The organism is Rhodococcoides navarretei, assembly GCF_038069675.1.
GTDB classification, from domain to species: Bacteria; Actinomycetota; Actinomycetes; order Mycobacteriales; family Mycobacteriaceae; genus Rhodococcoides; species Rhodococcoides navarretei.
On sequence record NZ_JBBPCN010000001.1, the window covers coordinates 318,109 to 331,354 of the forward strand.

Genomic DNA, 13,246 nt, shown 5'->3' on the forward strand with positions numbered 1-13,246 from the left:
CTTAAAGATCGGCGACGGCACGCCCCAACGACCGAGCAGGATCCGAATCCGACGAACCGTGCCGTCGAGGATGGTGACGGCAACCGTGGACACACTTGCTCGCAAACTGGGCCTCAGAACCGATAATCACATCTTCTTCGTTTCGGCCGGGCTGACGCTCGCGCTGCTGATCTTGTTCCTCGTCTTCCAGGACTGGGTGGGGAACGCGTTCGGGGTCGGGAGGGAGTGGATCGTCACCAACCTCGGGTGGTTCTTCATCATCGGCGTCACGGTGTGGTTGGTGTTTCTGATCTGGGTCGCCATCAGCAGGTACGGTCATCTGCGGCTCGGGGAAGACGACGACAGACCTCAGTACTCGAACCTGTCGTGGTTCGCCATGCTGTTCGCGGGCGGAATCGGCACCGTGCTGATGTTCTGGGGTGTGGCAGAACCTATTTCGCACTTCTCCTCCCCACCCTTCGATGGCGTGGAGCCGTACAGCGTCGAAGCGTCCCAGGACGCGATGAGCATCTCCCTCTATCACCTCAGCCTGCACACCTGGGCAATCTTCACTTTGCCCGGATTAGCGTTCGGTTTCTTCATCTACCGATACAAGTTGCCGATGCGAGTGTCGTCGGTGTTCTATCCGATTCTGAAGGAACGCATTTCGGGTCCGATCGGTAAGACGATCGATGTGTTTGCAGTGTTGGGCACGATCTTCGGATTGGCAGTGTCGTTGGGGCTCGGCACTTCTCAGATCAATGCGGGCTTGAGTGAGCTCATCGGACTTCCCGATGCCGTGTGGTCGAAGGTGCTGATCATCGGCCTGCTCACGCTGGTTGCGACGATTTCCATTGCCGTCGGTTTGGACAAGGGCGTGCGTCGGCTGTCCAACCTGAACATTCTCGTCGCGGTCGGTTTGATGATCTTCGTGCTGATCGCGTCGGATACCGTCTTTCTGCTGCGCCAGGTGTTCGAGAGCTTCGGCAACTACGCACAGGACATCGTTCCGTTGTCCTTCTGGAACGACGCCATGGCCGAGTTCACCTCCGACGGCGGGTGGGGATGGCAGGGCGGTTGGACCGTCTTCTACTGGGCGTGGACCGTCACCTGGGCTCCGTTCATGGGCGTCTTCCTTGCACGTATTTCGCGGGGCCGCACGATCCGCCAGTTCGTCGTGGGCGTTCTGGTTGCTCCCTCGCTGTTCACGCTGGTGTGGTTCGTCGTATTCGGTTGGTCGGCAATGAGAATCGACGGAATCGGAGGCAACGGCGGTTCGATATCCGACGCAGTGTCCGAGAGCGTGCCGTTGGCGATGTTCACGTTCTTCGAGAACTTCCCGGCTGCGACTCTGGTTCAGGGAATTGCAGTGGTCGTCGTGGCGCTGTTCTTCGCGACATCTTCCGACTCGGCATCGCTGGTGGTCGACATGCTGTGCTCCGGCGACGGTGAGGCAGGCCCCGTGCGGCAACGAGTGTTCTGGGGTGTCACCGAAGGCGCAGTGGCCGCAACGTTGATCGTGCTCGGCGGTGAGGCGGGACTGCAAGCCCTGCAGCAGGTCATCACCGTGATCGGGCTACCGATCTTTATTCTGGTGTCGCTGATGATCATTGCGTTGGTGATGGGACTGCGAGCCGAGAAGGTGAAGGTGCAGCCGCTCACCAGAGAACAATTCCGCGAACATATCGGCAAATCGACCGTCACCGAGTCCGAGAAAGTGCGGTCGTCTCCACTGGCCAGAGACTCCGGCGACGACTGATGTCGACCTCGCCGGAGTGGAGCGCAGTGCGAGGCCGTTCGGGATGAAGCGGGTGATTCGCGGGGCTCTGGCCGTTGTTCTGGTCGCGCCGCTCAGCGTGGCACTGACGTTCGCTCGGCCGGGCGTCGCTCATGCCTGCACGTGTGCTTACAACACAGACGGAACGCAAGCCGAACAGCAACTCGAGGACTTCTCCTCGGGGGACAACGCTGTGTTCACCGGAACGGCGGTCGCCGAGCGTCGAGAAGGTTTCACCGTCTACTACGACTTCGATGTCCGCGAGATATTCCGTGGCGACGTCGGCGCGAAGACGACGTTGTCCACTGCACGTGACAGCGCAGCGTGTCGAACCGGCTTCGACCTGAAGGAGGAATACCTCGTCTTCGCCGGCACCTACGACACACAGGACGCACCGTGGTCGGTGACCATGTGCTCGGCAACAACGCTGTCCACCAACGAACTCACCCGGGCTGCGACGCTGAAGCAGTTCGGAGAACCCCGCGCCGTGACAGCGGACGAGCGTGCCGCCGCGGACTACCCGCACGGACTATCGATCGTCCAGTGGGTGGGTATCGGTGTCGCTGCCGGCCTGTTCGCCGCCGGAACAGTGTGGATACTCCGAAGAGCACGGCACTGATCGGCGAGGCCCCGAATCGTTCGCCTGCGCTCAGACGACGCGATGGTCTTGCCATACCGATTGCGACGCGGCTTCTCTGTCACGGTGCTGCCGGCCGCGGTGACTGCCGCACAGCTGTGACTGCGATGCGTGCGGCGGTGCCGATGGCCTGATCGACCAGTGGGAGAAACAGATCCATGCGCGCAGCTCGCGTGAAGACCGAGACTGCGACGGGATGCTCGCCGGGAAACGACACCACCGCAACCTCGTTGCGGACGGGCCCGATGGTGCCGGTCTTGCCCGCGACCTCGACTTCCGGGTATGGAATTCCGCTGCGGATCCGGTGCGGCCACACCTGCTGAGACAGCACCTCTTTCATGAACGTGCACTGTCTACGAGATGCGGCCGAGTTCGACCAGATGGCACGGAGAATTGCGTTGCTGTCGTGGGGTGTGGTGCACGAGGTGTAGGCAGGATCGAAACCAGCGCTGTCGATCACTGTGTAGTTACTCGCCAGCAGGCCCAACGCCTCGTCCGCACTCAGCCGACCCGTGTCGCGAACGATCTGGGCACCCAAAGTCTTCGTGCCGCCGACGATCCGGGTGTCTTTCAGTCCGAGATGGTCGATCACTTTCGCGATCGCATCGAGTCCTACCGCGCCGAGCAACGCGTCGGCAGCTGCGTTGTCGGACACGGTGATCATCGATCGAGCCACATCACGCCAACTCATCGTCACCGGATCGGAGCAGTTCGAAATTCCCGTCGGTCCGGGACTGCACCGTGCCGGAACGAGCCGCACCGAATCCGTTGCAATCAGAACACCCTCGTCGAATGCACGTGCCGTCGCAACCAGCAGGACCAGCTTCCATACCGACGCGGCGACGACTGGGTCGTCACCCTCGAGGTCGACGACCGAACCGACGCCGTCGATGCGCTCGGCCCGAAGCCAACCGCGGCACCCTGCGTCGGCGAACACTGCGCGCAGTTGTTCGTCGGCGCGATTCATCCTCTGGCCTGCAACAGGATTCGATCGATCATGTGCGTGACCGGTGCCACCTCTTCGTCTCGACGGACGATCCGCACTCGCAGTGCGACGTCCTCGGCTGCGAGATCGAGATGCGTGGTTCCGGGTAAGGGGCGGTTCCCAGCCGGAACGAGACCGAAGCAGCGACCCGATGCGACGCCGATCGCAACATCGCGAAAGGTGTTCGCAATTACTATTTCCGGATCGAGTGCGTGACGTCGAAACACGTCGAGTATCAGATCGTGGGCGGGTGGATTCGAAGTTCTCGGAGTGGTTGCGAAGGCGAGATCGGACAACATCGTCAAGCGTGGACGCTGCGCCTGCACCGATCGATGACCCACAGGAACGCTGACGCATCGGGGCAATGCGATGACGGGGCCGGCCGCGAGTCGGTCGAGAACCACTGGATGGTCGATCACCGCGATGTCGAGTTCGTGTGCTCTCAGGCGATCGAGCAACGACACCGCAGTACCGGTTTCCAGCCGCGCCTGGAGGCCGACGGATGCGGCCATCCGAGCAGCGATCGCGTCGTCCAACTGCGGGATCAGGCCGATTCGGACCGTTCCGGATGCAGTGAGTGACTGTGCCGTTGTGGTCAATCGGTGCGCGTCGTCGACGATCAGCCGCGCGCGAGGGAGCAGTGCGGCACCGTGCTCGGTGATGGTGGCACCGTCGGGGGTTCGCTCGACGAGCGTGAGTCCGAGATGGTTTTCCAAGGCCTTGATCGCCCGAGATACGGGTGGCTGCGTCACGCCGAGGGTGGCAGCTGCGCGACCGAAATGACGCTCTTCGGCAACGGCGACGAAATATTCGAGATGGCGAACCAGATCCATCGACCTATTGAAACACGCTCACCTGCTCCGATACCGAACCAGTATGGCGGACTTGTGTCCCGCGACTTGGCTCGAGCGCCGGTGTTTGTGATCGGCTGTCGCCATGCGAATTTGGACATCCACCCGACTGATCACCCTGATCGCGGCGGCGACCCTGACCGCGGGCGTTGCCTGCTCCTCGACGACCGTCACCGAACCACCACGACCCGACACGAGCACGTCCCAGTCCGGCACCGAGCAAGCTTCAGCCGACCGGAACTATCTCGAACTCGAGGCAAGAGAGACCGCCCGTCTCGGCGTCAGTGCCATCGATCTCGTCTCCGGTTCGACCGAGACATATCGCGGCGACGAACGTTTCGCGTTCTGCTCTACGTTCAAGGTGTATGCCGTCGGCGCAGTTCTGGCAGCCGTGGATGCCGGAGAACTGCAGTTGACCGACACCAGAACGATCACCGCGGAAGACAAGGTGCCCGAGTCCGCAGTCGATTGGGAACCAGGCTCCGTGGTCACCATCGCAGATTTGGCGGCGGCCGCATTGACCAAGAGCGACAACACCTCCGGCAATCTTCTGATCCGCGAGGCCGGCGGAACAGCGGCTCTCACCGAGTTCGCGAGGTCGCTGGGCGACACCGAATTCCGGCTCGATCGCGTCGAGCCGGAACTCAACACCGCCATTCCAGGCGATCCACGGGACACCACGACACCGAATTCGATGGCTGCCGGCTACCGAACTCTGCTCGACGGCGACGTACTGACGCCGGCCTCGCGCGATCAGTTGCTGGCGTGGATGGCCGACACCCAGACTTCCGACGCCCGGTTCCGCGCTGGAATCCCCGAACAGTGGACCTCGGCCGACAAGACCGGCACCGGCAGCTACGGCGTCTCCAACGATGCCGGACTGCTACTCGGACCGGACGGGCAGAAGGTCCTGCTGGTCGTTCTCAGCGCGACGACCTCTGGCGTCGAGGATTCACCCGCTATGAATTCCCTCGTTGCCGACGCGACCCGGACGGTCGTCGACGCAGTGCAGTGATTCGCGCCGGTCTACGACGGCCGTCTTGCGATGATGCGTCGAGCATGCGCCAACACCGGGGCATCGACCATCCCACCTCGGAAGGTGAAGACGCCGCGGTTCTGCGCCACCGCGTCGAGCACGGCCGTCGCCCAGTCGATGTCCTCGTCAGTCGGCGCATAGGCCTGGCGAATCACCGGGATGTGGCTCGGGTGAATGGCCACCTTGCCGTCGAAGCCGACGGCTACCGCGTCCTCGGCTTCGACGCGGACACCGTCGAGATCGGGGATGTCGAGGAACACGGAGTCCAATGCGAACAGCCCCCTGGCCTTGGCTGCGAGCAGCGTCTGTGACCGAACATGCTGTGCCACATCGCGGTACTGGCCGCCCGAGTACCTGCTCGAATTGCCACCCATGGCTGCGACCAGATCCTCTGCACCCCACATGGCACCGATGGCGTTGTCGGCGGCGAGGGCGTCGAACACCGTCATCGCACCGAGCGGTGACTCGATCAGGGCGACGACGTTCAGCGGTATCAAAGTTGCTATCTGATCGGCGGATTCACACTTGGGCAGCATGACGGTCGTGTACTCGGTGCGCTTCAGCGCCTCGAGGTCCGCGGCCTGATCTTCGGTGCCGTGCGCGTTGACTCGCACGATGGTGCGCGACGGGTCCAGCGGTGTCGACACGACGGACTCGCGGGCGTCGGCTTTGTCTTCGGCACCGACTGCATCCTCGAGGTCGAGTATGACCACATCGGCTCGGGCTGCGGCCTTCTCGTAGCGTTCGGGCCGGTCGGCCGGGCAGAACAGCCATGCCGGACCAGGGGGTAGCCAACTCATGCGGAACCCTCCGGGCGCATCCGAACGAGCGTCTTGCGAACCGCGATCGCGACGATGTCACCGTGTTGGTTTCGGCCGGTATGGGTGAATGTCACGATCCCCTCGCCGGGCCGAGACTTCGATTCGCGCTTGTCCGAGATCACGGTTTCGGCGTAGAGGGTGTCGCCGTGGAACAGCGGCTTAGGAAACGAGACCTCGGAGAAGCCGAGGTTCGCGACGATGGTGCCCTGGGTCAATTGCGTCACCGACAGTCCGACGAGGGTCGAGACGGTGAACATAGAGTTCACCAGTCGCTGGCCGAACGCTGTTGTCTCGCTGTACGCCGCGTCGAGATGCAGGGCCTGGGTGTTCATCGTCTGTGTGGTGAACAACGTGTTGTCCGCCTCGGTGATGGTGCGGCCGGGTCGGTGCTCGTAGACGGTGCCGAGTTCCATCTCCTCGAACCACAGGCCGCGCTGACGAATCCGCTTGTCGCTCACAGTCCCAGGCTCCGAGCGATGAGCATCAGCTGCACCTCGGTTGTGCCCTCACCGATTTCGAGGATCTTGCTGTCGCGGTAGTGGCGAGCGACCACGTACTCGTTCATGAAGCCGTAGCCGCCGTGGATCTGCGTGGCGTCGCGCGCATTGTCCATCGCGGCCTCGGAGGCGACGAGCTTGGCGATGGACGCGGCCTTCTTGAACGGCTTGCCCGCCAACATCAATGCCGCTGCATCGTAGTACGCGGTTCGCGCGGTGTGGGCGCGGGCCTCCATGCGAGCGATCTTGAACGAGATCGCTTGGTTGCGCGCGATCGGGGCACCGAAGGCCTCACGCTCCTTGGCGTACTTCACGCTCTCGTCCACGCAACCCTGCGCGGCACCGACCGACACCGCGGCGATGGCGATCCGTCCCTCGTCGAGGATGTGCAGGAAGTTCGCGTATCCACGGCCTTCCTGCCCGAGCAGATTCTCCTGTGGCACGCGCACATCGGTGAAGCTGAGCGGATGCGTGTCGGACGCGTTCCAACCGACCTTGTTGTAGGCAGCCTCTGCGACGAAGCCGGGAGTGTCGGTGGGCACCAGGATCGAGGAGATCTGCTTGCGTCCGGTCGCCTCGTCGACCCCGGTCACCGCGGTGACGGTGACGAGCTCGGTGATGTCGGTGCCGGAGTTGGTGATGAACTGCTTGCTGCCGTTGATGATCCAGTCGCCACCGTCGCGCTTGGCGGTGGTCTTGGTGCCGCCCGCGTCACTGCCGGCTCCGGGCTCGGTCAGACCGAACGCGGCCAGGGCCTTGCCTGCGGTGAGCTTGGGCAGCCACTGCTGCTTCTGTGCGTCGTTGCCGAAGCGGTACACCGGCATGGCACCGAGTGAGACGCCGGCTTCGAGCGTCATGGCGACGCTCTGATCGACCTTGCCGAGCTCCTCGAGTGCCAGGCACAGGGCGAAGTAGTCGCCGCCCATACCGCCGTACTCCTCGGGGAACGGCAGACCGAACAGGCCCATCTCGGCCATCCCGGCGACGACCTCGTACGGAAACGAGTGCTCGGCATCGTGTTTCGCCGAGACCGGTGCGACGACCGTGCGGGTGAAGTCGGCAACGGATTTGACGAGTTGCTGGTACTCGTCGGGCAGATTCGACGACGACAGGTGATCGGTCATGGCTGGTCCTCTTCGGTGTGGGTGGGAACGATTCGGGCGAGGATCTGATCGACTCGGACCTGATCCCCCACTGCGACAGTCAGTTCGACGGTGCCGTCGATCGGGGTGGTCAGGGTGTGTTCCATCTTCATCGCCTCGACGACGACGATGGCCGTGCCTGCGGTGACGGCGCTGCCGGAGTCGGTTCCGATCGCGATGATCGAACCCGGCATCGGCGAGAGGATCTCGGCGTCACCGGAGTGGGCATCGTCTGCCCGGACGCTCGCCTCGGCAATCCGATCGATTCGCCAGGTACCGCGGGAGCTGGAAATCCAAGTAGCCGAGCCGTTTCGGGCGAAGGTCATCGATTCGCGTAGGCCGTCGACGACGATATTCACGGAATCTTCGGTGCCCGTTGCGCGGAGGGTGCGCGGCGATCCGTCGTCGACGACGACTGTCGCCGCACCGAGGGGTCCCGTGATGGACACGTGCGCCGTCCGACCTCCCGACGCGAGTCGACGGTGGAACGGAGCATGCGTTCCCACTCGCCACCCCGATGGCGCTGCCCAGATGTCCTGACCCGCCGACTGCCACGTGTCGAGCCATTCCACCGCGGTGGCGGCGATCAATGCCTCGTCCGTCGCCTCGGCGGCTGCGAAATGCTCGACGCGACGGTCGAGCAGGCCGGTGTCGAGATTACCCGCGCGAACGTCGTTGTCGGCGAGCAGGAACCGTGCGAACTCGATGTTGGTGACGACCCCGAGTACCGCGGTGTCGGCCAACGCCCGATCGAGGCTGCGCAGTGCGGTCGCGCGATCGGGTCCGTGCGCGATGACCTTCGAGAGCATGGGATCGTAGTTGCTGCCCACCTCGGTTCCGACGGCAAGTCCGGAGTCGACGCGGATTCCCGAGCCGGTGGGTTCGCGTAGACCGACGACGGTGCCGCCGGTGGGGAGGAATCCGCGTCCGGGATCCTCGGCGTAGACGCGGGCCTCGATCGCATGTCCGGTGAGCGTGATGTCGTCCTGCTCGAGAGTCAGAGGCTCACCCGATGCCACCCGAACCTGCCACTCGACGAGGTCGAGGCCGGTGACCATCTCGGTGACCGGATGCTCGACCTGGAGCCGAGTGTTCATCTCCATGAAGAAGAACTCGTCGGGACTGTCGGCCGAGACGATGAATTCGACTGTGCCGGCACCGGAGTAGTCCACGCTGCGGGCGGTGTTGCAGGCGGCCTCGCCGATGCGCGCCCGGGTCTGTTCGTCGAGCAAGGGCGACGGTGCCTCTTCGATGACCTTCTGGTGCCTGCGCTGGAGGCTGCATTCGCGTTCGCCGAGGTGGATGACATTGCCGTGTCCGTCGGCGAGGATCTGCACTTCGATGTGCCGGGGCCGCAACACGAATCGTTCGAGGAAGAGGGTGTCGTCACCGAATGACGACGCCGCTTCACGGCGAGCGCTGGTCAATGCCGCGGGAAGGTCCTCGGCGCGCTCGACGAGCCGCATACCCTTCCCGCCGCCACCGGCGGAGGGCTTGACGAGCACCGGGAAGCCGACGTCGGGTGCGCCGGCGATGAGATCGGCGTCGGACAGGCCCGGTCGGGAGATGCCGGGTACGACGGGGACACCGAAGGCGCTGACGGCGGCCTTGGCGGCGATCTTGTCGCCCATCACTTCGATGGCCTTGGCCGGTGGTCCGAGGAATGCGATTCCCGCTGCAGCACAGACGGTTGCGAACTCCGAGTTCTCGGACAGGAAGCCGTAGCCGGGATGAATTCCCTGTGCTCCTGTGGCTTTCGCCGCCGCGATCACCTTGCCGATGTCGAGATAGCTCTCGCGAGCACTGGCCGGTCCGAGCCGCACGGCCGTGTCGGCCTCGCGGACGTGGCGGGCATCGGCGTCGGCGTCACTGTAGACGGCGACGCTACGAATTCCCATGCGGCGCAGTGTTCGTGCCACCCGTACGGCGATTTCGCCGCGGTTGGCGATCAGAATGGTGTCTATCGTGGTCATCTGTCGTCACATCCTGAAAACGCCGTAGGAGACCGGCTCGAGCGGCGCGTTTGCGCACGCCGAGAGGGCCAGTCCGAGAACCTGTCTGGTGTCGGCCGGATCGATGATGCCGTCGTCCCACAGGCGGGCCGTCGAATAGTAGGGGTTGCCCTGGCTTTCGTACTGATCACGAATCGGAGCCTTGAACGATTCTTGGTCGTCCTCGCTCCACGGCTTTCCCGCCGCGTCGAGTTGCTCGCTGCGCACCGTGGCGAGCACGGACGCCGCTTGCTCTCCGCCCATCACCGAGATGCGCGCGTTCGGCCACATGAACAGGAAGCGCGGAGAGTATGCGCGGCCGCACATCGAGTAGTTGCCGGCACCGTAGGAACCGCCGATGACGACGGTGATCTTGGGGACTCGGGCACAGGCGACCGCGGTGACCATCTTCGCTCCGTGTTTGGCGATGCCGCCTGCCTCGTAGTCGCGACCGACCATGAAGCCGGAGATGTTCTGCAGGAAGACGAGCGGGATACTGCGCTTGTCGCACAGTTCGATGAAATGTGCGCCCTTCATGGCAGATTCGGCGAACAGCACACCGTTGTTGGCAATGATTCCGACGGGATGACCGTGGAGGTGGGCGAATCCGGTGACGAGCGTCTTGCCGTATTCGGCCTTGAACTCGTCGAATTCGCCTGCATCGACGACCCGGGTGATCACCTCACGCACGTCGTACGGGGTGCGTGGATCGGTGGGGACGACGTCATAGAGCTCGGTCTGATCGGTGATGGGCTCACGCGTGGCGACGATGTCCCACGGCCGTGGGGTCCGGGGTCCGAGCGTCGAGACGATGCGGCGCACGCGGTGCAGCGCGTCCCGATCGTCCTCGGCGAGATGGTCGGTGACGCCGGAGATCTTGGAGTGCAGATCACCACCGCCGAGTTCTTCTGCGGTGACGACCTCGCCGGTCGCGGCCTTCACCAGTGGCGGACCACCGAGGAAGATGGTGCCCTGGTTCTTGACGATGATCGCCTCGTCGCTCATCGCCGGCACGTAGGCACCGCCTGCCGTGCACGAACCCATGACGGCGGCGATCTGCGCAATTCCCTTGGCGCTCATGGTCGCTTGATTGAAGAAGATGCGTCCGAAGTGGTCGCGGTCGGGAAAGACCTCGTCCTGACGCGGGAGGAACGCGCCGCCCGAGTCGACGAGGTAGATGCACGGCAGGGTGTTCTGCAGTGCGATCTCCTGCGCGCGCAGATGCTTCTTCACCGTCATCGGGTAGTAGGTGCCGCCCTTGACGGTGGCGTCGTTGGCGATGATCACGCACTCGCGTCCGGAAACACGTCCGATGCCGGCGATCACTCCTGCACCGGGGCACTCGTCGTCGTAGAGACCGTTGGCGGCCAACGGTGCGATCTCGAGAAACGGGCTGCCGGCATCGAGCAACTCGTCGACGCGGTCGCGGGGGAGCAGCTTGCCGCGGGCGATGTGCCGTTCCCGAGACTTCTCGCTGCCGCCGAGCGCCGCCGCGGCGAGCCGTTCGGCCAGCTCGCTGGTGAGGAGCTCGTGATCTGCGCGGTTGGCAGCAATATCGATTGCCATGAGGTGCACGCCTTAGGGGTTGGACGCCGGTGTCACAGGAGTTCAGTTAATGGTTGATAACTGACATCATAGTAAACTACGATTAACTGAGAGTCCAGAGTCGAGGGGGAGCCCGTGCAGGAGCTGGAGGCAAAGCCGACGACGGTACGCGAGCAGCGCAAGGCCGAGCGGCGACAGCAGTTGCTCGACGCCGCGGCATCGCTGTTCGCCGAGCGTGGGTTCACCTCGGTGCGGCTCGAGGATCTGGGCGCGGCAGTCGGAATCAGCGGACCGGCCGTCTATCGCCACTTTCCGAACAAGGAGGCCGTACTCGTCGAGCTGATGGTCGGGATCTCGGAGTATCTGCTCGACGGCGGTCGTGCGGTGGTCGATCGTGGTGAGGTCGCCGTGGACACCGTGTCTGCGTTGGTCGAGTTCCACCTCGACTTTGCTTTCGACACACCGGCATTCATCCGAATTCAGGATCGGGACCTGCAGAGTCTGCCCGAGGGTGCGCGACGCAAGGTACGCCGAATGCAGCGTGAGTACGTGGAACTGTGGGTCGAGGTGCTCTGTGCCGTCGACCCGGAGTTGAACGAGGCCGATGCTCGGACCACAGCGCACGCGGTCTTCGGCCTGATCAACTCGACGCCCTACAGCGCGGGACGTACTCCGTCTCGTAGTGCCAGGCCGGTGCTGCGAGCGATGGCGCTGGGGGCCTTGGGCGTATCGCACTGACCTGAGTGTCCACAATTCGCTTCACCGATCGCGATCCCGCCTGCGGACACAAATAGTGGACACTCAGCGCACCTACGCTCCATAGGAAGAGCAACTCGTCGTCATCGGCGACAATGATCGACATGACGACCCAACTATCGCGTGTCGAGCTCGGCAGACGGCAGAGTCGATTCACTCTCGACGAGATTCCCCGCCTGCTGGCGATGGCCGGCTTCGTGGCCGCTCTGCACGTGATCGGGTGGGGCCTGTTCACGCACTACGACTCCATCCCGAGCATCCACGGACTCACCGGGGCCGACGGCACCCTCGTCTACGCCGGAGCAGGCGTGTTGGCCTACACCCTCGGCCTCCGGCACGCGTTCGACGCCGATCACATCGCGGCGATCGACGACACCACCCGCTTCCTGCTGCAGAAGGGCAAGCGGCCGTTGGCCGTCGGGCTCTTCTTCTCGCTGGGACATTCGACGGTCGTGTTCGTCTTCGTGGCCGCTATCGCGTTCGTCGCGTCGCAGGCGACGGCGTTTCAGGACGCGTTCGCCGGAGTCGGTGGCGTCATCGGCACGCTGGTGTCCGGAACGTTCCTGTATCTCATCGCGGCGTTGAACATCGCAGTGCTCGCGGGAATCGTCGGAGTCTGGCGACGCGCGAAGCGAGGTGAGTACACCGAAGCCGGTCTCGACGAGTTGCTGGCCAAGCGCGGGCTGATGAATCGACTGTTCCGGGGCCGCTACGACAAGATGATCAACCACTCGTGGCAGATGTACCCGCTGGGTCTGCTGTTCGGTCTCGGCTTCGATACCGCCACTCAGGTCGGTCTGCTCGCGATCGCAGGCACGACGGCCATGGCCGGGGGACTCCCGCCGATGGCGATCATCGCGCTCCCGGTTCTGTTCGCCGCGGGCATGACCACCATGGACACCATCGACGGCATCTTCATGTCCAAGGCCTACGGCTGGGCATTCGTGACGCCGGTGCGCAAGATCTACTACAACATGACGATGACGGGACTGTCCGTCTTCGTGGCACTGGTGATCGGCACGGTGCAGCTACTGACCCTGCTCGCCGAGCAGTTCGAGCTGACCGGCGGACTGTGGGACGCGTTGGCCGTCATCGATCTCAACCTGGCCGGCCAACTCGTCGTCGGCACGTTCTTCGTCGTATGGATCGGAGCGGTCGTGTATTACAAGGTGGCGCGCATCGACGAACGCGGTGGCTTCGCACACTCGAACGAAATGGAGACCCAGTGA

Annotated in this window: 12 protein-coding genes; 5 read left to right on the forward strand and 7 right to left on the reverse strand. The window is 63.8% G+C overall.

Annotated features, from left to right (window positions below):
* Window positions 1–85: 85 nt before the first annotated feature.
* Complete coding sequence (locus tag AABD04_RS01585) at window positions 86–1,738, forward strand: BCCT family transporter (protein WP_341439977.1); 1,653 nt, start codon at window positions 86–88, stop codon at window positions 1,736–1,738.
* 43 nt (window positions 1,739–1,781) lie between these two features.
* On the forward strand, window positions 1,782–2,375 hold the full coding sequence (locus AABD04_RS01590; protein WP_341439978.1) for a hypothetical protein: 594 nt from the start codon (window positions 1,782–1,784) through the stop codon (window positions 2,373–2,375).
* 79 nt (window positions 2,376–2,454) lie between these two features.
* Here AABD04_RS01590 and AABD04_RS01595 read toward each other — a convergent pair whose 3' ends face one another.
* Window positions 2,455–3,360, reverse strand: a complete 906-nt coding sequence (locus AABD04_RS01595) for a serine hydrolase (RefSeq protein WP_341439979.1) — start codon at window positions 3,358–3,360, stop codon at window positions 2,455–2,457.
* Window positions 3,357–4,211: a LysR family transcriptional regulator gene (locus AABD04_RS01600; protein ID WP_341439980.1), complete on the reverse strand. Its 855-nt coding sequence runs from the start codon at window positions 4,209–4,211 to the stop codon at window positions 3,357–3,359. The genes AABD04_RS01595 and AABD04_RS01600 overlap by 4 nt, the downstream gene beginning before the upstream one ends.
* A 103-nt stretch (window positions 4,212–4,314) precedes the next feature.
* Between AABD04_RS01600 and bla the strand changes: the two genes are divergently transcribed.
* Window positions 4,315–5,244, forward strand: a complete 930-nt coding sequence (gene bla / locus AABD04_RS01605) for a class A beta-lactamase (RefSeq protein ID WP_341439981.1) — start codon at window positions 4,315–4,317, stop codon at window positions 5,242–5,244.
* A gap of 11 nt (window positions 5,245–5,255) precedes the next feature.
* Here bla and AABD04_RS01610 read toward each other — a convergent pair whose 3' ends face one another.
* Genes AABD04_RS01610 through AABD04_RS01630 form a run of 5 tightly spaced genes read right to left on the reverse strand, consistent with a single transcriptional unit; the run spans window position 5,256 to window position 11,282 of the window.
* The gene (locus AABD04_RS01610) at window positions 5,256–6,065 is read right to left on the reverse strand and encodes an HpcH/HpaI aldolase/citrate lyase family protein (protein ID WP_341439982.1); all 810 of its coding nucleotides are present in this window, start codon (window positions 6,063–6,065) and stop codon (window positions 5,256–5,258) included.
* Window positions 6,062–6,544: a MaoC family dehydratase gene (locus tag AABD04_RS01615; protein WP_335740126.1), complete on the reverse strand. Its 483-nt coding sequence runs from the start codon at window positions 6,542–6,544 to the stop codon at window positions 6,062–6,064. The genes AABD04_RS01610 and AABD04_RS01615 overlap by 4 nt, the downstream gene beginning before the upstream one ends.
* Window positions 6,541–7,707, reverse strand: coding sequence for an acyl-CoA dehydrogenase family protein (locus AABD04_RS01620; protein ID WP_341439983.1), 1,167 nt, complete (start codon window positions 7,705–7,707; stop codon window positions 6,541–6,543). The genes AABD04_RS01615 and AABD04_RS01620 overlap by 4 nt, the downstream gene beginning before the upstream one ends.
* Window positions 7,704–9,698: an acetyl/propionyl/methylcrotonyl-CoA carboxylase subunit alpha gene (locus tag AABD04_RS01625; RefSeq protein ID WP_341439984.1), complete on the reverse strand. Its 1,995-nt coding sequence runs from the start codon at window positions 9,696–9,698 to the stop codon at window positions 7,704–7,706. Before AABD04_RS01625 ends, AABD04_RS01620 begins: the two co-directional genes overlap by 4 nt.
* A 6-nt stretch (window positions 9,699–9,704) precedes the next feature.
* Window positions 9,705–11,282, reverse strand: coding sequence for a carboxyl transferase domain-containing protein (locus AABD04_RS01630; protein ID WP_341439985.1), 1,578 nt, complete (start codon window positions 11,280–11,282; stop codon window positions 9,705–9,707).
* A gap of 114 nt (window positions 11,283–11,396) precedes the next feature.
* Here AABD04_RS01630 and AABD04_RS01635 point away from each other — a divergent pair, with 114 nt between their 5' ends.
* Window positions 11,397–11,999 carry an SACE_7040 family transcriptional regulator gene (locus tag AABD04_RS01635; protein WP_341439986.1) on the forward strand — a complete coding sequence of 201 codons (603 nt, stop codon included), beginning with the start codon at window positions 11,397–11,399 and terminating at the stop codon, window positions 11,997–11,999.
* A gap of 122 nt (window positions 12,000–12,121) precedes the next feature.
* Window positions 12,122–13,246 carry a Nickel transporter NicT gene (nicT, locus tag AABD04_RS01640; RefSeq protein ID WP_341439987.1) on the forward strand — a complete coding sequence of 375 codons (1,125 nt, stop codon included), beginning with the start codon at window positions 12,122–12,124 and terminating at the stop codon, window positions 13,244–13,246.